13 protein-coding genes are annotated in these 21,764 nt (G+C 46.5%); 10 read left to right on the top strand and 3 right to left on the bottom strand.

Annotated features, from left to right (window positions below; translation table 11 throughout):
- Window positions 1-2 precede the first annotated feature (2 nt).
- Window positions 3-1,205 carry a PQQ-like beta-propeller repeat protein gene (locus tag JNN12_07545; protein MBL7978180.1) on the bottom strand — a complete coding sequence of 401 codons (1,203 nt, stop codon included), beginning with the start codon at window positions 1,203-1,205 and terminating at the stop codon, window positions 3-5.
- Window positions 1,206-1,216: 11 nt separating this feature from the next.
- A complete protein-coding gene (locus tag JNN12_07540) occupies window positions 1,217-4,090 on the bottom strand; it encodes a PD40 domain-containing protein (protein MBL7978179.1) in 2,874 nt (957 codons plus the stop codon).
- 351 nt (window positions 4,091-4,441) lie between these two features.
- Here JNN12_07540 and JNN12_07535 point away from each other — a divergent pair, with 351 nt between their 5' ends.
- From JNN12_07535 to JNN12_07525, 3 genes are all read left to right on the top strand, one after another.
- Window positions 4,442-5,350, top strand: coding sequence for a universal stress protein (locus JNN12_07535; GenBank protein ID MBL7978178.1), 909 nt, complete (start codon window positions 4,442-4,444; stop codon window positions 5,348-5,350).
- Window positions 5,351-5,606: 256 nt separating this feature from the next.
- Window positions 5,607-6,254 (top strand): hypothetical protein, encoded by a 648-nt coding sequence (locus JNN12_07530; GenBank protein ID MBL7978177.1) that lies wholly within the window; start codon window positions 5,607-5,609, stop codon window positions 6,252-6,254.
- A gap of 83 nt (window positions 6,255-6,337) precedes the next feature.
- Window positions 6,338-8,746, top strand: a complete 2,409-nt coding sequence (locus tag JNN12_07525; protein MBL7978176.1) for a TonB-dependent receptor — start codon at window positions 6,338-6,340, stop codon at window positions 8,744-8,746.
- A gap of 160 nt (window positions 8,747-8,906) precedes the next feature.
- On the opposite strand, the gene dnaK is transcribed toward JNN12_07525, so the two are convergent.
- A complete protein-coding gene (gene dnaK, locus JNN12_07520) occupies window positions 8,907-10,805 on the bottom strand; it encodes a molecular chaperone DnaK (protein MBL7978175.1) in 1,899 nt (632 codons plus the stop codon).
- Window positions 10,806-11,062: 257 nt separating this feature from the next.
- Between dnaK and pgsA the strand changes: the two genes are divergently transcribed.
- From pgsA to ccsA, 7 genes are all read left to right on the top strand, one after another.
- On the top strand, window positions 11,063-11,653 hold the full coding sequence (gene pgsA, locus JNN12_07515; GenBank protein ID MBL7978174.1) for a CDP-diacylglycerol--glycerol-3-phosphate 3-phosphatidyltransferase: 591 nt from the start codon (window positions 11,063-11,065) through the stop codon (window positions 11,651-11,653).
- 151 nt (window positions 11,654-11,804) lie between these two features.
- Window positions 11,805-14,027 (top strand): PEGA domain-containing protein, encoded by a 2,223-nt coding sequence (locus JNN12_07510; protein MBL7978173.1) that lies wholly within the window; start codon window positions 11,805-11,807, stop codon window positions 14,025-14,027.
- A gap of 74 nt (window positions 14,028-14,101) precedes the next feature.
- The gene (locus JNN12_07505; GenBank protein ID MBL7978172.1) at window positions 14,102-14,740 is read left to right on the top strand and encodes an orotate phosphoribosyltransferase; all 639 of its coding nucleotides are present in this window, start codon (window positions 14,102-14,104) and stop codon (window positions 14,738-14,740) included.
- A gap of 24 nt (window positions 14,741-14,764) precedes the next feature.
- Window positions 14,765-16,042: a competence/damage-inducible protein A gene (locus JNN12_07500; protein MBL7978171.1), complete on the top strand. Its 1,278-nt coding sequence runs from the start codon at window positions 14,765-14,767 to the stop codon at window positions 16,040-16,042.
- A gap of 46 nt (window positions 16,043-16,088) precedes the next feature.
- Entirely contained in the window at window positions 16,089-16,595 is a 507-nt protein-coding gene (locus tag JNN12_07495) for a hypothetical protein (GenBank protein ID MBL7978170.1), read from the top strand.
- A gap of 544 nt (window positions 16,596-17,139) precedes the next feature.
- A complete protein-coding gene (gene rny, locus JNN12_07490; protein ID MBL7978169.1) occupies window positions 17,140-18,825 on the top strand; it encodes a ribonuclease Y in 1,686 nt (561 codons plus the stop codon).
- A 153-nt stretch (window positions 18,826-18,978) separates the two neighbouring features.
- Entirely contained in the window at window positions 18,979-21,483 is a 2,505-nt protein-coding gene (ccsA, locus tag JNN12_07485) for a cytochrome c biogenesis protein CcsA (protein MBL7978168.1), read from the top strand.
- Window positions 21,484-21,764 lie beyond the last annotated feature (281 nt).

Here is a 21,764-nt window from a genome sequence, read left to right as displayed (position 1 = left end):
ATTTAATCTGGATTAGCGGACCGAGATTTCTGGACGGGGCGCCCGATTGCCACCAACTGATTAGGCTCAAACGACACAAAAAGCCGTCCATCGTGCAATATAGGAACCGACTTTATGCGGCCCTTCAATACCAAGCGGTCTATCAATTCGCCCGAAGCAGCCAAAATCCGATACAAGGTTTTGTCCTGACACCCCGCAAACACCTCGGTTCCGGCCCAAAACAGCGGCGCCGTACAAGCCCCTTCGGTTTTTAACGTCCAGACCAAAACTCCATTTGTGATGTTTAGCTTGCGAATCTGCTCATCACTTCCACCGAAGACCAGGCCATCCGGCCCAAGTGCGGCAGTCCCCAACCGAACCGCTTCGTTATGTAGGTTGTATTGCCAGATTTCTTCTCCGTTGTTGACGTTCAAAAAGTATAAGCGTCCGCGCATGGTAGAAACCGCCACTTTTTCTTTTTGCACCGAAAGTGCTGCAAAAACAGGTTGTTCCACCTTTTTTTTCCACAGAACCTGACCTGTTTCGGCATTTAAAGCCCCAATTTCGCCAGAGGCCGAGGCCAGCAGGATTTTCCCACTTTCCAAAACGGGGGTTCCATAGATGGCGGCGGGTTGTGTTAACCATGTGGTTTTCCAGATTTCGCGTCCGTCGGTTGGGTCTATTGCATACACGGTCCCATTCGCGTCCACAAAACACACCTTGTTTCCAACTTTTAGCAGGCCTGTTTCGCTTTTCAGTCCTTTCCGCCTCCATTTTATGGCAGCACGGGTGTATTGGTATGCTGTCAGATGATACCGTCCACTGGTACCAGCCACCAACATCAGGTCATCAGCCAAAATGGGCATCCCACGAATGCCTTCTCCAAGGGGTACATACCCTATTTTTCTCCCGCGTTCTGTACCAATGGCATGTACCTCTCCCTTCAGTGTAGCAGCCAATAAAACCCCACCTGAAGCCATTATTGTAGAGGGCCCCATGCCAGAGGCGATATTATATTGCCAAGCCACTTCTAATGGGCCGTTAAATGCCCCTGCGGTATAATAACCCGCCTCCGGCCCATCTTCCTTGATCCAGTCTCCATTCTTCAGGTGTACATCCGGTATTTTTACATTTGCACAACCGGACAAAGCCCATAGGACAAAAAGAAACACGAACCATAGGTGGGAGACGTTCGGCACGATAAGATGCTGTTTAAATAGACGCATGATGCTTGTCCTCAAAAATCCCAACCGAATAAAAACTGACGAAACCATTGTTTTTCCCGAAGGGCTTCATTTAGCCGCCAACCGAGATCGTAGCGCAGCAACAAACCTCCAAAAAGGTTTAGCCGAAATCCGAAACCCGTTGAAAAATGGGTTTTTCCTGTAAGCAGTTGAGATTCCTGAAACCGGTAGCCCTTATTCCATGCGTGGCCGGCATCAAAGAAGAGGGCGCTTCGCAAATTTGCAATACCAAAGGGCGCCAAAACAGGTGCAACAACCTGAGGATTTTCGAGAAGTGGGAACCGCAGTTCCGCAGAACCAAACCACGTTTTGCTGCCCCGAATATCAAATAAGGGGTAGCCGCGCAAGTCCCATGACCCACCCATATAAAACAGACGGGCTTCGCGCCCTTCGTTCATTCGCCCCATACCCCGAATGGCAAACGTGATGCTTGGTGTAAGCCGGAAATACTTACGCACATCGGCGATTAACGTATAATAACTCACATTAGAGCGCCAAACATCGGTGGTATATCCAGCTGACAGGTTGGCACGAAAACCATCTATCGGGCCATTCATCCCATACAACGCCGAATCGTGAACAAAGGAAACCGCATTCGAGAGCAACAACGCCTTTCGGCGGAGGTCTTTGGTTAAAACTTGTTTATCACTCCAGTTCAATCCGGTAACAATCTCGAAACGGTCAAAAAAACTGATCGGGTACGAAAGCGCGCCATAGCCACCCAATTCGTTCTCCCAAACAGCCGGATAGACCGCCGCCGCATCTGGATCGGTGAGGTCGTAGCGCAACCCCCCATTCCGGTAAATCCCATAGGCCGTGCTCGTGCGTTTTTGGAATTGATAACGGGAAACGGAAAAACTCATGGAACGCAAAAAGTCTCGCTGATTTCTGGACGTATTGTATAAGGTTACAAGAAAATAATCGTTCCCCAGCATATCGGAAAACACCATATACCCTCCGCCATTGGTACCATACAAAGCAGTCTGATTAATGACCGTTTGTGCTGCATCAAGGCTATATCGGCGACGATATGGACTATTGGAGACCTCGACTTGTCCAGATTCCAGCTTTGCCCATACAGGGGATGGTAATGCCTTGGTTACTGGTCGTAACAAGGGACCCTCTTGCACTTGGAGCAGGGAATCTATCTTCCCAAAAGCCCGAACTTGAAACCGGAAACCATCCATGGCTGTCGCCAACAACTGTCCATCCGAGGTCCAATAGGGATCAAACAAAACCGATGTGGTATGGGTGAGACGTGTTTGCCGCCATTGCTCCTTCACCGAAACCACCCAAGCATTCTGTGCTTGCCATTTTTGTTGCTCTTTCTCGGTTCGGATAAACACCACCGACTGACCATCTGGGCTAAACCGAGGGCTAAGGTCTAATTGTGGGCCTTGCGTTAAATATTGTATTTGACCCGATGTGGGTTCTATCAAAAACAAATTATAAGACCCCTTCCCGTATCCAGAACGATCACTGGAAAACACAATGTGCGCACCATCCGGCGCCCAGTCTGGATCGCGGTCATCATGTGAATCGTGGGTTAGTTTATGGGTTTCGCCCGTTTCCAAATGATAAGTATAAATATCCGAAAAACCACTTTTCTCTATACCAGTCATAACCAATTGTTTGCCGTCAGGATGCCATGCCGGGGAATATATGGCCACCAGTTCCGGAATTCGAATGGTATTTATTACGGCGTTCCGGTTTACGTCCATCACATGCACCACGTCCTGTTCCCCGCTCTTGGTCACAAACGCCAATTGTCCTTTTTTGTTGACCGACATCCGGCTTTCAAAAAAATGAAATGCCTCGAACCGCTCGTTCCTTTCCCCTTTAAGGATCACCGAGGGCTTCTTTTCAACCACATAACGTTCATTAACCTTTGTTTTAAAAAGGCTACCCGTAGATCCTGAACTCCCATTTGCCAGTACCCAACGTTGGCCTTTTGCATCGGTATAAGCCACTGGTTTCATAAAATAGCCCCGCCAATAAACAGGTACCGAGACCCGTGAGGCCGGTAAGTTGGACTGTAGTTCTGGGTAGTATTGGGCTTTTAGCCATGCCTCCCAATCCTCACCAAACTTCCGATACGGGATCTTTAGGGTGCGCTCAATTAATTTGTCAAAATAAGTTTCCTTCCAAAAATCTTCGATCAGGCGAAGCAAATATTCGTCCCCCCACTTTTCGGCGATGAACCGACAAACCGATTCGCCTTGTTTATACATCAAATACGTCCCATAAATCCGGTCTATGTCTTCGAGCGGAACCAAAGCATTTGAGGCAATGGCATCCCGAATCATCATCTCGTGTTGGTGATCGGCCTCCCCAGACCAAAACTCGGCCAGTCCTTCTGTAAACCACAGAGGCGGCAAGCGATCCGGCGGCTTACGATAATCTCGCATGACCCTGGCTAATTTATTAAACGTAAATACATGTACCAATTCGTGCCGTATGACCCTCCGAAATCGGTTCAAATCTCCATTTGCTGGAATAACCACACGGCCTTTCATAAATTCAAAAAAGCCCCCCACCCCATCCGGAATAAAGCCATCTATGGTATTGGTCTGCCGGAAATGCAAATTGGTGGCATAAAAAATCATTGGGACCCGCGTGGAGAGCGAGAAATTGAACTTATTCTGTAATTCTAAATAGCATTCTTCCGCAATGGCCGCCCCTACCTGAGCCAATTCTTCCATTTCGGGATAATAATAAAAGTCAAAATGCTCCGTCTTTAAGATTTGCCAGTTAAAGTCGGTATATCGGATTTTATTCCTTCCAAACGTATAGCCCACCTGTGCCGGAGATACATCTGGCAGGAACATCAAAAGGAGCCACATGCCCCATAATAGGATTTTCTTCATATGCGCGGTAACTTGATGCAGCAGGCACGAGTGCTTTATTTACGAACTTGATGAACCTATTCGCCCTTTATCGCATAAAACTTTTTGAAAATGGGATGGTGTACAAAGTTTTTGTATTTGGTTTTGCCTACATGCCGCCCAAGATAAACAAATCCACCCCTATCCGGAACAGTCCTTCCCCGAAACGATCATTTGACGGGTTGAACGGTTGTAAGAAAAACGCTTACAGATTTTATGGGTGATATGTAGTACGCGCAAATAGAGATTGGCATACAGCGAACCTTTTTCCAATTCCGCATCTTACTCTCAAAAGATCACCCCAGATCCATAAACCTATAAGCCCCCAAAACCATGTTGAAGATCAACAAAATCCTCGTCCCGACCGACTTCTCTACGAACGCAGACTTTGCACTCAATTATGCCTTAAAAGTCGCACATACGCTCGACGCGCAAGAGATGCATTTGGTGCATGTGGATCTGTATGGTGAAGTCACGAATGACGATGAACTGATGGACAAACTGAAGCATGTAGAAAAACCTGCCAACGAAGTCCTTCCGTTCACGTATCGCCTCATCCAAGGCCACATTCATGCCGCTCCTGCTCTTGCCGAATATGCGGCTGAAAATGGCATTGATTTGATTGTGATGGGTACCCACGGCCTACGTGGTATGCGCCGCTTCCTACTCGGATCGGTTGCTGAAGAATTGGTTCGCACCGCAACTTGTCCGGTTATTACCCTTCATGAAAATCAAAAAGGCTCCGCAGAAATCAAACGAATCATTGTTCCGGTTGATTTCTCGGATCACAGCCGTACCGCACTCACGCAAGCCAAACACTTGGCTGCTGCTTATGGTGCTATGGTAGATGCCTTGTATGTCATCGAAGAATGGTATTATCCACATATCTTTGGAATGCAATTGCCTTCCTTGGCCGAGACCAATCCGGAAATGAATCAAATGGCAGAGGAATCCCTAAAAAAATTCTATGCCTCCACACCAGGACCAGAAGTTGAACATGCTCTTTCGGTTCATTTTGGAACGATTGTCAATAGCATTCGGGCACACGCTGCCGAAGTCAATGGAGACCTTGTGGTGATCGCCACACATGGAGTAACCAGTGAATGGGAAGAATTGATCGGAAGCGTAACTGAAAAGTTGGTACGCACCAGCGATGTCCCTATGTGGACGATGCGGCCCGTAAAAACGGGCAACAATGACGATACATGGCTAGGGGGTACTACCGCAGCGCATGTTGCTTAATCGGGTATGACGTTTTCTTCAAAAGGAGCCTCCTATTATGGGGGTTCCTTTTTTGTATCGCAAGTGGTCATATTCTGGTAGTTTACTTCTTATATTGGAGACGATGTTTCTAAACGACGGTCGTATGACCTAACCAAGACCGAGGATCTGATTAAAAATCCTATACAAAAGGGCCAAATAGAGAACGCATAATTACCCTTTACCTGATCATCTTACCTTTTAGGCCAAGTTGTACGCCAGAATCCTTTTCCTTAAAATGTATAACCCATTACTTGAATATTTTCTCAAAAAATTCCAATATATTATAGATAAGATATATAAAAAAATATTAATTTTCGACTTTAAGTGTAAAAACATTTTTCAAATTAATATATTTTATTCAATATTATATTTTCTTATATTACTCATCGTATTTTTTCCAACCACAACTCTTTGGATACTGCTTTATCACCAAAAAAGCATCATTAGACAAGAAGTTCAGACACTTCGCATACATGGTATCCAAGAGAAAGAATTGGTTTTATTAAAATTCACCTCTTTAGAACAAAAAAGAATATTACGATGGGAGCATGAAAGAGAGTTTGAGTATCGAGGAAACATGTACGATATTATAAAAACCAGCGTGGAGGGGGATACTACCTATTATTGGTGTTGGTGGGATGAAGAAGAGACAGAGATCAACAACAAATTAAATTCCTTAGCCCTATATATTTCTAAAGAAAAACAAACTGATCAACAAACGGTTGTTCAGATTTATCATTATCTAAAAACCCTTTACTTTCCTGAAAGTACCGAATGGATTTTTTTTAACAAAGCAGATTATCCTCAACTATTTTCCTGGAAAGTAACCCTGTACCAATCCTTCTTTATATCTCCCGCTGTTCCACCGCCTGAAGCAGTTTAAACAGTTACGATTAGATTACTGTCCACTTTTCCGTGTAAAGGTGGACTATAATTGTATTGCTTAAACGTAAAAAAAATTGACACATGAAACACATATTCTATATTACATTCTTCGTCTTTTCGGCCTGTGTAAGTTATGCACAAACCCTCACCGTTAAAGACAAAGAGACCAACGCACCCATAAATCTGGCAAGCCTCAGTAGTGAGACGCCTAAGGGCTATGCCCTGACCAATGTAAATGGTCAAGTAGATATTTCTGGTTTTAAATCCTCTTCCAAAATAGAGATCCGCGTTATCGGATATAAGACCGAAATCGTTACTTATGCGGCATTAGAATCTATGAATTTTGAATTTTTTTTAACCACTTCCGCTACAGAATTGGATGCAGTGGTGGTTTCTGCTACCCGATGGCGCCAGGATGCGAAAGAGATTTCAGCCAAAATTTCTCACATTTCTGCCGCTGATGTTGCTTTGTATAACCCACAAACGACGGCGGACCTTTTGGGTACATCGGGAGAAGTATTTATCCAAAAAAGCCAGCAAGGCGGAGGAAGCCCAATGATTCGAGGCTTTGCCACCAATCGGTTACTTTACACCGTAGATGGTGTCCGGATGAATTCGGCCATTTTTCGAGCTGGAAACATTCAAAATGTCATTTCATTAGACCCGCTTGCTATCGAAAACACCGAAATCTATTTTGGGCCTGGGTCTATTATTTATGGGAGTGATGCGATTGGCGCGGTAATGAGTTTCCATACATTATCCCCACAACTTTCATTAGATCAAAGTGTGTTGATATCAGGAAAAACAGTATCTCGTTTTTCTTCGGCCAATCAAGAGACCACACATCATTTTGATACCCGTATTGGTGGGCAAAAATGGGCATCGGTGAGTAGTTTTACCTATTCTAAATTTGGAGACCTTAAAATGGGTAGGAATGGGCCAGATCAATACCTAAAAACATTTTATGTAGAACGCATTGACCATGTAGATAGGATGGTAGAAAATTCTAATCCACTGACTCAAAATCCAAGTGGGTATTCACAAATAAACCTAATGCAAAAAATACAATATACCCCGGCATCTAAATGGGATTTACACTATGGTTTTCATTATTCCGAAACCTCCGAATACGCAAGATACGACCGATTAATTGAAACGTCTAGTGGTTTGCCCAGTTCAGCCGTTTGGAAATATGGTCCTCAAATCTGGCGAATGAACCAGCTAACCATTACCCACAACAGCTACAACAAGGTCTATGACCGAATGTCCACCCGATTGGCCGAACAATATTTTGAAGAAAGTCGGATAGATCGGCGGTTTAATCATTTCCGATTACGTACCAATTTGGAACAAGTTAAAGCCTATTCCGCAAACCTTGATTTTGAGAAAAATATCCAAAAGAATCGAGTATTTTATGGTGTGGAATATGTATTAAACCGGGTCACTTCTACCGGAACGGCGGTGGACATTCGCAGCGGCATACCGATTTTGGTTCCCGATCGGTATCCAAAATCCGACTGGAAAAGTTATGCCCTTTATGTAAATTTCCAGTTTGAGGTTTCCAAACGGTTGATGGCACAGACTGGTATCCGGGCAAATGTATTTGATATTTTTTCGGATTTTACCCGCCATCTTTCTTTTTTCCCATTCGATTTCACGCGCTCGTCCATACACAATGCGGCCACAACGGGGAGTATAGGAATGGTCTTTAGTCCTGATCCAACCTTAAAAGTCAGCGCCGTTGTCAGTACTGGATTCAGGGCACCGAATGTGGATGACATTGGGAAAATTTTCGACTTTGCCAGTGGCGAAGTGGTGGTGCCAAACACCAATTTAAAGGCAGAATATGCCTATAATGCAGAGTTGGGCCTCGCAAAGCAATTTGGCAAACTGGCTAAGTGGGATATAACTGGTTTTTATACGTACTTAGACAATGCAATGGTACGGCGTCCATTTACGGTAAATGGCCAGGGCAATATCCTCTATAATGGGCAACCGAGTACAGTATATGCCATTCAGAATGCCGCATATGGCACTGTTTATGGGATACAAACCGCGTTAGCAATTAAATTGCCCGCAGGTTTCCAATGGACTTCTCGGTATAATTACCAATTGGGCAAAGAAGAAATGGACAATGGCAACCTAAGCGCCTCACGACATGCTGCCCCGGCCTTCGGCATCACCCGCATCTCCTTTAACCGAGGGAAACTGACATTGGAAGGCAGCCTTGCATATTGCGCAGAAGTTTCGTACCAAAACCTAAACGAGGAAGAGCGCCAAAAACCAAGCCTTTATGCCAAAGATGCTGATGGCAATCCATTTTCCCCTGCGTGGTACACCCTCAATTTTAAGGCCATTTATCCATTTCATACAAACTGGACGGTTAGCGCTGGCATAGAAAACCTCACAGACCAACGCTACCGCCCATATAGTGCCGGATTGGCTGCACCTGGTCGAAACCTTTTGTTTTCATTACAAGCACACTTCTAAGTAAGGTATTTGCCAACAGAGAACGTCAACGATAAGCGGGATTTCACGTGTCTTCTATGGTAAAATGGTATTTTTCGGACATCCGATAGGCATAAAGACTTATAAACAAAAAACGCCGAAGGAGCGGGTCTTTCGGCGTTTTCATTTGAGTGCGGAGTGATTATTTCACTTCGGTAAAGTTGGCATCTTCTACTCCTGCATCACCCGGAGCATCAGCAGGTTCAGTTGTTGCGGCTTGTTGTGCTGCCGCTTCTTCTGATTGTGCCTTGTATAACTCTTCGCTGGCGGCACTCCATGCCTCGTTAAGGGCATTGACGGCGCCTTCCAATTCACTACCATTACGGGCTGCATGGACTTCCTTCAACTTCGCTAAGGCTGTTTCTATTGCCTCTTTTTTATCCGGCGAGATTTTGTCTCCATAATCCTTCAGGTTCTTTTCCGAAGAGAAAATGAGGGTGTCGGCACCATTGAATTTTTCCACTTCTTCTCGGCGTTTTTTGTCCTCTTCGGCGTGCTGGGCGGCGGCATCCCGCATTTTTTGGATTTCTTGCTCAGAAAGACCCGATGAAGATTCTATCCGAATATTCTTTTCTTTGCCCGTTGCTTGGTCTTTTGCTGTTACCGACAAAATTCCGTTAGCATCAATATCGAAAATCACTTCGATGGCCGGGATACCTCGTGGCGCAGGGGGAATCCCTTCAAGGTAAAATTTGCCAAGAGACTTGTTGTCTATGGCCATGGAACGATCCCCTTGCAAAACGTGAATCTCTACCGAAGGCTGGTTATCGGCAGCCGTCGAGAAACGTTCTGATTTTTTGGTAGGGATGGTGGTATTGGCCGGAATCATTACGGTGGCAACACCGCCTAATGTTTCAATACTGAGGTTAAGTGGGGTTACGTCTAACAATAAGATATCTGTAACATCCCCCGACAAAACCCCCCCTTGAACCGATGCGCCAATGGCCACCACCTCGTCTGGGTTAACCGAGCGGTCTGGTTTTTTGCCAAAGAAGTTTTCCACCACTTCTTGTACTTTTGGAATACGGGTAGAACCACCTACCAAAATCACCTCATCCACTTCCGTTGGTTTTAACTTGGCGTCGGCCAAGGCTTTCTTCATCGGATCGAGCGTCCGCTGAATCAAATGGTCCACCAATTGCTCAAATTTGCCCCGGCTCATTTCCATATTCAGGTGTTTGGGGCCATCGGCAGTGGCTGTAATAAACGGCAGGTTGATAGAGGTATTGGTGGCAGAAGACAATTCGATTTTGGCTTTTTCAGCCGCTTCCTTCAACCGTTGAAGGGCCATTGGGTCTTTCCGAAGGTCCACGCCCTCTTCCTTTTTAAAGGTATCGGCCAAGTAGTCTATGAGAACTTGGTCAAAGTTATCCCCCCCAAGATGGGTATCGCCATTTGTCGAGAGTACTTCAAAGACGCCGTCACCCAACTCCAAAACCGAGATATCGTAGGTTCCACCGCCCAAGTCATAAACAGCCACTTTCATATGGCTTTTTTTCTTGTCTAAACCATATGCCAAGGCGGCAGCTGTCGGCTCATTAATGATACGCTTTACCGTCAATCCGGCAATTTCACCCGCTTCTTTGGTGGCCTTACGCTGCGAGTCGTTGAAGTATGCAGGTACAGTAATTACCGCCTCGGTTACTTTTTCACCCAAATAATCTTCTGCCGTTTGCTTCAATTTTTGGAGGATCATCGCCGAGACTTCTTGAGGTGTGTAAATTTTTTCCTCAATTTTAACCCGTGCGGTGCCATTATCGCCCCGTACTACCTGATAAGGAACCTGTTTGAGTTCTTCTCCCACTTCATCGTACCCACGTCCCATGAAACGCTTGACGGAGAAAACTGTATTTTGTGGATTGGTAATAGCCTGACGTTTTGCAGGCGCACCCACGAGGCGCTCGCCATCTTTTTTAAATCCTACAACCGAAGGCGTGGTGCGTCCACCCTCGGCATTCGCAATTACAATTGGTTCGTTACCTTCCATTACAGCCACAACCGAATTGGTGGTACCGAGGTCAATTCCAATGATCTTTCCCATGATATTGATGTTCTGAGGTTGATTGTTATACAAGTTTATGATTTGCACATATCTCTCCCAAGCAGTGTGCCGATTCTCTTTTTCATGCCAGAATGTCACACCCCATTTATTCTGTTTGATAATTCTTTACAACTCCGCAACTTGGTATGACGAAAAAGTATTAGCTTTAGCAGATAGTATGTGGAATGACGCCTGAACAAAGCAGTACTTCTGCCATAAAAGCACCCTGACAGCATCAACCAGAATGACCTTATCCTGTGACCAAAAAACTTCCTAATTTTTTAAGCCTCAGCCGGATTGTGCTGACGCCCGTTTTTATTTGGCTGATCCTCACCCCGACGTTGGAAAAAAGACTTTTGGGCGGTATGGTGTTTATTATTGCAGGATTATCAGATTACTGGGACGGCAAATTGGCACGTCAATGGAAGGCGAAATCGCGTTTTGGTCAGTTTTTAGACCCGTTGGCGGATAAAATATTTGTTCTTGGCACCTTTCTGGTACTGCCTTTTTTAGTTCCAGAGATTCCTTGGTGGTTTGTGATCGTGATTGGTATTCGTGACCTCTCTGTTACGGCACTCCGTTCTTGGGCTGAGGCCCAAAGCACCTCCATTCCCACATTATATAGCGCAAAAGTAAAAACCACCCTTCAATTTGTTTATCTGGGATGGGTGCTGGTTTGGTTGATTTGTACCCATATTCCTCCCATTGCAGGCATCAGTAAATACCTACTTACCCAGTGGCCGATGTCGCTTTTGATGTGGGTCACCCTCCTTTCCACCGTCGTTACGGGGCTTCAGTATGCCCAATATGCCCTAAATCCTTTACCCTCGCAAGAATCATCGCCCTAATAGCTCTTTGGAGACTTTTTCGTGTTCTTTACGTTTAAGATTTATATCGGCGGGATGGATTCATGTGCCACGTTGCCGTATATTCCGAAACCTTCGCAATGCTGGTTTCCTGCATGTCATTATTTCTTTCCACCATATCGTTCCTTTAGCCATGGACAGTCTATTTGAAGACGTTACCCCACGAAGCGATCAGGCGCTCCCCCTCAATACTACCCTAAATGGCGAATATACAGTAGGTCGGGTACTTCGGCAGAGTGGCAATGGATTTACCTACCTCGCAAAAGACCCCAATGATCGGTTGGTGGTGGTTCAGGAATTATTCCCCAAACACCTCGTCTCCAGAAACTTAGGAGAAACCGAAGTCAGACCTATGACTACCCAAGCGGTGTTTGACCTTTCGGGCGGGATCGAAATGATGCTTCGGGAAGGAGACGCCTTACAACAAGTAAACCACCCCAGTGTTGCAAAAATTCAAGAAACTTTTGCCTCCAACTCGACGGCCTATGTCGTGAGTGCTTACTACGAAGGGCGCACGCTTTCCGACTTAATCATGAAGCATGGTGGGCGTCTTGCGGAACGCATGGCGCTAGAAAATGCCCTACTGGCCCTTACAGGTCTAAAAGCCATACACGACCGAAAAGTGGTCCATAAAGGCATTAAGCCGGAACAAATTTATATGCCCGCTGCCGGAAAAATGATCCTTGTGAACGATGGACTGTATGATCCGGTTTTGCCGCACCCCTATGCTTCTACTGGATATGATGCGCCAGAGCTTTTTCATAAAGGAATGGAACAAGGACCATGGACGGATTTATATAGTTTTGGCGGGATCCTCTATACCGCCCTAACAGGCCAGCAACCTGCTCCCGCCTCCGAACGGATTCCAGTAGATAACCTCACACCGCCGCGTTCGCTGAATCCGGAAATTTCGGAAGCCTTGGAAATGGTGATTATAAAATTGTTATCTCCCGAACCCAAAGACCGTTTTGCCTCGGTAGGTGAATTTGCAAAGGTTCTTCAGCCCATTTATAAGGCAGTGATTCAAGGTCAGATACCACCCAAACCCACCTTTCTGGGTGCTTCAAGCCCAGTGGTTTTGTTGCCTTTTCCACAAACCAAACCGTCTGGAACGGCAGACACTCAAGCTGCTATACCAGCATTCCGCGAAGACTGGAAATCAACTGGGCGTCAACCGTTGCCAGCTATGGATGCACCCATAACACCGCCAATTCAAACCGCTCCCCAAATTCCGGCTTTTACCGAACCACCCCCAAGCGATTGGGACGAGCCCCCCGTACCGACGAGCCAAAACAACTGGGAAAAGCCTGCATCCGGCGCGTGGAATACCCCTTCATCGGCTCCACCCAATACCCCTACAGAATGGCAAGCGAGCAAGTCCACTTCAGGGTTAACATCCGAGGATTTGGGAGGACGCCTCTTTCCGATGGATACGGTTGAAGCCAAGCCCATTCCGGATGCAGTACCGAAGGTAGCTACCCCGCCGCAGAAAAAGAAAAACATCTGGCCGGTCTTTTTGATCCTGCTGCTGGGCATTGGTGGTGTCACCGCAGGCGGTTGGTGGTATCTTAATCACAACAATAAAACCCAAGTGGTGTTAGGTACCAATCCGGTTACAGGTGCAAAACTCAATATACGATCTGTAGAAACAGGCGAAACATTCAGCACCCAATCTCCTGCAAGCCTAATGCTCGCGCCTGGTAAATATCAAGTTTCTGCCTTTAAAGATGGATTCGAGGACTTGAATTGGCTTTTGGTAGTGGCCCAAGGTCAGGGTAGTACCCCTCAAAAAGTCGCACTGAATATGACACCAATCCTCCCAAATGAGGTATCTATTCAGGTGAACTCCATTCCGACTGGTGCCAGTATTACCCTTGATGGAACCGATACTGGCAAGATAACGCCCACACAACTTACGGTTTCTGCCCGATCGCACACCTTGATCTACACCCTGAATGGGTATGACGCGCTAACAAGGGAATTTGATGCCCAAACCACAACCGTTTTAACCGACTCCTTGGTCAAGACCAAAAAAGCCACGGTCGTAATACCCGCAGCCCCCAAATCCACAAACCCTGGCGTGGTCAACAAACCAACAATACCTCCAAAATCCAATACCACTTCGCGACTAAAGCCTTCTACAAGCAATACACCGAAACCAGTTGCACCGTCGGTTCAGCAGTCCAAACCTGTTCAGCAAAAACCAACGGCCTCGCCCACACCGGTTCCTTCACCTGCAACACCCGCACCACAACCCACACAAACGGAACAGCCCAAACCGAAAAAAACCGTTTTAGAACGTTTACGGGACCGCATTAAGGGCAATAAGGAAGGTAACCAGCCGCCAAATAATTGATTTTGCCAACCCGCAACATTGCCCTTAAGAGGGTAACTTCCGAACATGTTAGATGCCAAAAACAAAACGATAATATGCAAGATATCAGCCAATCGCTCGCCGAATCCTTGGTTAACATCAAGGCCGTATCCTTCTCGATGGATCAACCCTACACATGGACTTCCGGCATTAAAGCCCCCCTATACTGCGATAACCGACTCACAATGGGGTATCCTGAAATCCGTACCCAAATTGCGGACACATTCGCCGAAATGGCCCGCGCCTTTGAACAAGTAGATATAATCATTGGTACAGCCACCGCTGGCATTCCCCATGCAGCATGGCTCGCCGATCGCCTATCGTTGCCGATGGCTTATGTGAGGGCTTCCGCTAAAGAACATGGTAAAAACAATCAGATAGAAGGCGTCTTCCAAAAAGGCCAAAAAGCCATCGTAGTAGAAGACCTTATTTCGACAGGTGGATCTGTTTTGCAGTGCATAACCGCTTTGCAGGAGGCTGGCGTGGAAGTATTGGCCGTTTTTGCGGTCTTCTCCTATCAACTACCCGTTGCCGAGGAGAAATTTGAATCCATAGGCATTCCTGTTTATACCCTTACCGACTTAGACGCCCTCCTTGATTATGCGGATCTAATGGGAACATTGCGCTACTCCGAAGAACAGGAAGTCCGAGACTGGCAAAACGATCCATTTAACTGGATGCCTTCTGGCCTCTAATCTAAAAACCTACCACGTAACCGTATGAAGGCTCATTTGGTCACCGTTGGAGACGAAATCCTCATTGGTCAGATCAATAATACCAACGTGGCATGGATGGCCACCGAGTTGAACCAGATTGGTATAGATGTGGTTAGAATGGTGACCGTCGGAGACACACCAGCCGACATTCATGACGCCCTACGTACCGCTTTTTTGGAAGCTGAATTAGTACTCACAACAGGTGGCCTTGGGCCGACCCACGACGACCTGACCAAACAAGCAATTGCCTCTTTTTTTGGCAAAGACCTCGAATACCAGCCTCCGATTTTTGAACACATCCGCCAGCTTCTGGAAAGCCGTGGCCGCAAAACGTCCGAACTAAACCGGGTTCAAGCCTTGGTCCCACAAGGATTTGAGGTAATTCCGAATTCTATGGGGACAGCTCCCGGATTGTGGTACGAATTTGAGCAAAATGGAAAAAAGAGATACTTGGGGATGATGCCCGGTGTACCATTCGAGATGAAGGCCATCATGCAACAATCTTTCCTCCCCCGACTGGCCGCACACGCACAAGAGGTGATTGTTCATAAAACGTTGCTTACCGTAGGGATTGGTGAATCGGACTTGGCCGAAAAAATTGGAGACGTTCGTACTTTTTTGGGCAAAGGGGCTACACTGGCCTTTTTACCAGGGCCCAAAACAGGCGTAAAACTTCGCCTTTCTGTTCGTTCAGAAACAATGGCCAAAGCAGAAGCGGTCTTGGGGAAAGGGGTGGCCCATCTTTGGGAGCGTGCCCACCACTACATCTATGGCGAGGGTAATACACTCCCTGAAATAGTGGTTGGGGAGCTCCTCCGAAAACTAAAAAAAACCATTGCCACCGCCGAAAGTTGTACTGGTGGACATATTGCAGACCGTTTGTCGGACATTCCCGGATCTTCTGCATATCTACTTGGCGGTGTGGTGGCTTATTGCAATTCCGTTAAAATGAACCTCCTCGGTGTTTCGGAAGCCGATTTGTCGCGCTTTGGGGCCGTTTCTGAAACAGTGGTTAAGCAAATGGCTGAAGGTATTCGGACCCTGACCGGAGCAGACATCGGAATCTCGACTTCCGGTGTGGCTGGCCCGGATGGTGGGACACCTGACAAACCAGTGGGAACTATCTGGATTGCACTGGCTGATGCGAACGGAACAGAGGCGAAAATGCTTCGTCTATTTAAAGACCGCGTTTTGAACAAGGAATTTACCACTACCCTCGTGCTTGACTTTGTCCGAAAACGGTTAAACCTATTAGATGTAGATGGCTCTGTAACGTCTTAGACCCCACATACGTCTGAGGATAAATTCGTTTGAACTGCCCAAAATCATGAAAAGACTTTTTGCGATCCTGCTGCTTGCTCTGGTACTGCTGTCAACCTCTGGTCTGACGCTATCCAAACGCCATGACGTACATGCAAGCTATGCAAAAATGGCAATAGAGGGCAAAAAAGCGTACCTAAGCATCCGCGTCTTTAGCGATGACATCACCTTGGCGCTCCAACAATTCCACAAAGACCCCTCCATTGCCCTTAAATACAATGAAGAAACCATGAGGTATTTTCAGAAATACCTGAATTGGAAGTTTATCATCAAAAAGAATGGGAAACAAATCTCTGGAAAAATTATTGAGGTGTATGAGCAAGACATCATGACAGTTTTTGTGGCAGAATACTCGGCAAGCCAGCCTATCCACCGGTTCGATCTGGAGTACATTGTCCTCATGGAGGTATTCGACGACCAACGAAATGTTCTGAAGTTGGTCAAACTTCCCAGCGATACGGAACAGTCCCTCTTTTTTGGTGCAGGTGTACGCCATCAAACTGTCATTTTATAAACATTTAGGCAATTCCATTAAAAAGAAAGGGGCTATTGGTTACACTTCTTTAAAAAGCATTTTGCGACGAAGGGTTTATACATTAATTTACTTATGTGGAACAAGTATTGCATCGGGGTATTAAAAAGCCTCGTCGGTACTACCGTCCATGGTAGCTTCGGCTGCAACACACAGGCCCGAGACTCATAAGAACCTTACAATTTTGATTCTCGTGGGTGCCACCCTTCGGATTCCAACTACAGGCCGCAGTTTGTTTGTCAAATTTCTGCCTTCGGGTGTGAGCCGCGGAAGAAGGCGGGAAACGAGGCGTACCCCTTGTGTATATGAAGCAAGGTTCTTCATAGCGCAGGGTCTGTGTACCCGTTTTAAAGTACCCTGATTTAGGTCTCGCGACGCAAAAATCGGGGTATTTTGAAACGGCGGACAGGTCAGTTGATCTGATTCGTTACAACTATTATTCGCCATTTGGCTATAGATAGATCTCTGCTCTTCTCCGCTATAAGACCGCAGGCCATCTTAGCCAGTATTACAAATTTTTACATACATGATATATGCGATCCTTGCAACAGCGGTGATCGCGGCTATCCTCGGATTTTCTATTGGAAGATTTCTGAAAATTAAAATTGGAAACCAACGTTTGGCGGAAGCCAGCGTGGAGGCCGATAAACTTTTGGCAACAGCGCGTGATGAAGCAGCTCAGTTAAATGCCAAAACGGTTCAGGAACTACAAACGGAGTTTAATGCCAAGCGTAAACAATTTGAACAAGAAATTTCTGAGGCAAAAGCCGCACTCAAGCGCAACAAGGAACGGCTAGAAATTAGCCAATCCAAACTTAATAACCGTATCCAACGCGTCAATGAGCGCGAAACGGTACTTCAAAAGGCTTCCGAGGCCATCGAAGCCCTTCGGCGGCAAACCGAAAAACAACAACGAGAAACCGAAAAATTAGTTCAAAACGCCCAAACACTCTTTGAAGATGGCAAACGCCAACTTGCTGGCCTCGATAAAAAAGAAGTTGAATGGGTCAAGAAAAAAGAGGCTTTGGATCAGAATGAAGCGGAACTACAAGCGCTGATCCAACAAAGCCTACAGAAGTTAGAAGACCTTTCTGGCATGACCCGAGCCGAAGCCCGCAAAATGCTGATTGACGAGATGATTGGCGAGGCGCGCTTAGAATCTGCCGCAATGGTAAAGGAAGTGCGGGACGAGGCCAAACTACAGGCAAGCCGACAAGCACGGAAGATCGTTCTTACTACCATCCAACGAACCGCAGCCAGCCATGCCATCGAGAACACTGTTTCGGTGGTGGACATCAAATCCGACGAAATGAAAGGCCGCATTATCGGGCGCGAAGGCCGGAATATTCGGGCATTCGAGGCTGCAACGGGCGTGGAGGTCATTGTAGATGACACGCCGGAAGCGGTTATTCTATCCGGTTTTGACCCCGTTCGCCGAGAAATTGCCCGCATTTCTTTGTTGAAGTTGATTCAGGATGGCCGGATTCACCCTGCACGGATTGAGGAGGTTGTCGAAAAAGTGACCAAAGAAATTGAGGATGAAATCATTGAAACGGGAGAACAAACCGCCATTGATTTGGGGCTTCAGGGACTCCATCCGGAGTTAATCCGATTGGTCGGACGGATGCGCTATCGTAGTAGTTATGGCCAAAACCTGCTTTCCCACTCCATAGAAGTCGCCAAAATATCCTCCATCATGGCATCCGAGCTTGGTATAGATGCCAAAAAAGCACGACGCGCCGGGTTATTACACGACATCGGGAAAGTGGTTGAGGGCGATTTGGAAAGCCCCCACGCAATCGTAGGGATGGAATTGGCCAAAAAGTACAAAGAACATCCGGATGTATGTAATGCAATTGGTGCACACCACGATGAAATTGAAATGACCAGCACCATTTCTCCCATCATCCAGTCTGCCGACGCCATTTCGGGCGCACGTCCAGGGGCACGCCGCGAAGCATTGGAGAGCTACATCAAGCGTCTGGAAAAATTAGAGGAGTTGGCAGGTGGTTTTAAAGGTGTTGAACGGGTCTATGCCATTCAAGCAGGCCGCGAAATCCGAGTGATTGTCAACCATCACCTTGTGAATGATGCCCTTGCCGAACAATTAGCTTCGGACATCTCGAAGAAAATCGAAAATGAAATGCAATATCCCGGCCAGATCAAAGTGACCGTCATTCGGGAACTCAGGGCCGTCTCCTTTGCAAAATAACCGCAATGTTTTAATATTTGTACTAAAACGGCTGTCTATATGGCAGCCGTTTTTCATTGGAGAAAGTCCTCTTTGGAAATCCTCCGTGAAGACGGAACCACCCCGTAGGTTGCAGGCTTATTTGGTTTTCCCTTTTCACCAAAAAAAGTCACTATGACCATTGGAACGATTGGCTATTTAATGCTTACAATAGCCTTTGTTGCCGGTTTGCTCTCCGCGGTTTCCTATTTTTTCGCAACCAGAGCCTCTAACGACCCACAATGGCGTGCCTTAGGCCGCTGGAGTTGGGCTGTTATGACTGGAGCCCTTTTGGTTTCTACTGGGCTATTGCTGTATTTATTGGCCACACACCAATTTCAATACAGCTATGTATTCCGTTATTCCTCTAAAGACTTAAATCTCAATTATTTACTCTCAGCGCTCTGGGCAGGTCAGGAAGGTTCTTTCCTGATCTGGTTGTTATGGACAGCCATCTTAGGACTACTTTTGATGCGAAGTGCCCGCTCATACGAGCCTTATATCATGAGCATCATTGGATTGTGTCAAATATTTCTACTCGCAATGGTAACGGGCTTCAAATTCGGTACTTTTCAGATTGGCGCGTCTCCGTTCATCACCACAGCCGATGCTTTTCCTGAGGCACCCGTACTACAAACACCTGGCTTTATACCAAGTGATGGGCAAGGTTTAAACGATTTATTGCAGAACTACTGGATGATGATTCATCCACCTACCCTCTTCATAGGGTTTACCCTGATGATCGTCCCCTTTGCCTTTGCCATCGCGGGCCTCTGGCGCCGAGAATATACGCAATGGGTGAAACCAGCACTTCCTTGGACGATCATCGCCAACTTGGTTTTGATGATTGGCATTGCAATGGGTGGATATTGGGCATATGTAACCCTTTCTTTTGGTGGATATTGGGCATGGGATCCGGTAGAAAATGCCTCTTTGGTTCCTTGGCTCATCGGCGTGGCTGGTTTACACACCATGATTGCCCAAAAGCGGAGTGCTAGTAGCCAAAAAGCGTCCATTTTCCTCAATATTCTCGCTTTTATTCTGGTCGTATATTCCACCTTTTTAACACGAAGCGGCATACTTGGCGAAATCTCGGTACACTCCTTTGTGGATCTTGGCCTCTACAACCAATTATTGCTATGGATATTGACTATGGCCGTGTTGGGATTTGGTATGATGGCATACCGGTGGAAGGAATTGCCGCGCCCCCAGCAAGAATCGGAGGTAATGTCACGAGAATTTATGATTTTTTCTGGGGCAATGGTACTTACGGCACTGGCAGCCGTCATCATCTTAGGCACATCAGCACCCATAACCGGACGCTTATTTCGAGACAGCCCCTCGGCTGTACCCATCGAGTTCTACGATGCTTGGTCGCTCCCGCTGGCCATTATACTCGCCTTTTTGGCGGGAGTCGGGCAATTGTTTTGGTGGCACAAGATGAAGGTAGAGAGCCTAAATCGGGTGTTAATGAAACCGATGCTGTTGGCAATGATAGCGACCTCGGCGGTCTTGCTACTGACCCCATTCGTTAGAGAAACTGTGCGTCCGGTACAAGCAGCCGTCCAGTCGGTTTCACAAGCGGGAATGTTGGCCAATCTCGGCATGATGTGGGACCAATACGGCCAAAGTTTGTTGCTTATGCTTTTGGTGTTCACTTCATTTTTTGCACTATTTGGGAATGGCATGGTTTTATGGCGCATTGGTCGCGGCAACCCACGCTTGGTAGGAGGCGCGGTCACACACATTGGTCTGGCACTGATGTTATTGGGCATCATCACCTCTTCCAGTTTCAACAATGCCATCGTTGGTGATGAAAACAATAGCATACCCGTAGAAGGCTCTACCCAACGCAACAATTTTGTGGTCAGCCGAAATCAGACCATTCAAGTGGAGGGCTATAAAGTACGGTATGTAAAGCACTTCCCGAACAACGACGGCCATACCACCTATCAACTAGAGATGACCGATGCACGCGGGCGCCAATTCACGGTCTTTCCGGTTGCCTATAAAAGCCGTAAAAATCAGTGGATTTTACACCCCGACATCAAGCCATTTTTCGAGAAAGACGTTTATGTCGCAGTGACACCCAGCCAAAGCGTTTTGGAAAACCAAGAAAGCGGTAATAAAACAGCAGGTGAGCTTAAAATGGCGATGGGCGATACCAAAACCATTGATAATGGGAAGTATGTCATCCGTTTCCAACGCTTCGACTTACAGCCCGACCCCAAAATGGTAGGGAATGTTAAAACCCAAATTGCGGTCGCTTCTGTCTTGAGTGTGACCAACACCCAAACCAAAGAAACCAGAGAACTCAAACCCATTTACATCATCTTGGATGATGGTAAAAATACCCAACAATACATCCAGAACAAAGTAGCGGACTGGGGCGTCACCTTCACCTTTGCAGGAATGGAACTCTCCAAAGACGGCAAGAATGGGCAAATCAGACTGGTATTGGAAGGCGCAGACGTAACTTCCGCCGAAGACTGGCTGATTGTACAAGCATACGAAAAACCTTTCATTAACCTGCTCTGGCTGGGCTGTCTTATCCTTTTTGCAGGGTTTGGCATTGCCTATTACCGCCGCTGGCAAGAACAGAATGAACGAAAAAAAATGGGACGCGCCATTTCAGAATGATTCAATTCAAATAGAACGAGGTGGTGTGGTAATCCTTAATCCTTATGTCATACCACCTTTTTCGTATCTGTCCACCAGTCATCATTATGTTCTTTAATGCTAAAATTTGCGTTTTTTCTGGATGCAAACATCATTTATTTTTTGTATCTATTTAGGAGGTCAGGTTTGGATGTGTCAAGAAAGTGTGTCCTTGTAAGGCATATTTGAGTTGTAGAAAGACATTATGCTTTTGTTTTCGTGCGGTTTGGATAAAGGATTCGATACGGGCATAGCGTTTCGCA

This window comes from Bacteroidetes Order II. bacterium (assembly GCA_016788705.1).
Classification (GTDB): domain Bacteria; phylum Bacteroidota; class Rhodothermia; order Rhodothermales; family UBA2364; genus UBA2364.
The sequence above is the reverse complement of the archived record's forward strand: the minus strand, read 5'-3'. Positions and strand labels throughout refer to the sequence as shown.

Coding starts and splice junctions, on each gene's coding strand:
- JNN12_07545 (MBL7978180.1), bottom strand. CDS start 1,205: ATGCGTCTATTTAAACAGCATCTTATCGTGCCGAACGTCTCCCACCTA.
- JNN12_07540 (MBL7978179.1), bottom strand. CDS start 4,090: ATGAAGAAAATCCTATTATGGGGCATGTGGCTCCTTTTGATGTTCCTG.
- JNN12_07535 (MBL7978178.1), top strand. CDS start 4,442: ATGTTGAAGATCAACAAAATCCTCGTCCCGACCGACTTCTCTACGAAC.
- JNN12_07530 (MBL7978177.1), top strand. CDS start 5,607: ATGTATAACCCATTACTTGAATATTTTCTCAAAAAATTCCAATATATT.
- JNN12_07525 (MBL7978176.1), top strand. CDS start 6,338: ATGAAACACATATTCTATATTACATTCTTCGTCTTTTCGGCCTGTGTA.
- dnaK (MBL7978175.1), bottom strand. CDS start 10,805: ATGGGAAAGATCATTGGAATTGACCTCGGTACCACCAATTCGGTTGTG.
- JNN12_07510 (MBL7978173.1), top strand. CDS start 11,805: ATGGACAGTCTATTTGAAGACGTTACCCCACGAAGCGATCAGGCGCTC.
- JNN12_07505 (MBL7978172.1), top strand. CDS start 14,102: ATGCAAGATATCAGCCAATCGCTCGCCGAATCCTTGGTTAACATCAAG.
- JNN12_07500 (MBL7978171.1), top strand. CDS start 14,765: ATGAAGGCTCATTTGGTCACCGTTGGAGACGAAATCCTCATTGGTCAG.
- JNN12_07495 (MBL7978170.1), top strand. CDS start 16,089: ATGAAAAGACTTTTTGCGATCCTGCTGCTTGCTCTGGTACTGCTGTCA.
- rny (MBL7978169.1), top strand. CDS start 17,140: ATGATATATGCGATCCTTGCAACAGCGGTGATCGCGGCTATCCTCGGA.
- ccsA (MBL7978168.1), top strand. CDS start 18,979: ATGACCATTGGAACGATTGGCTATTTAATGCTTACAATAGCCTTTGTT.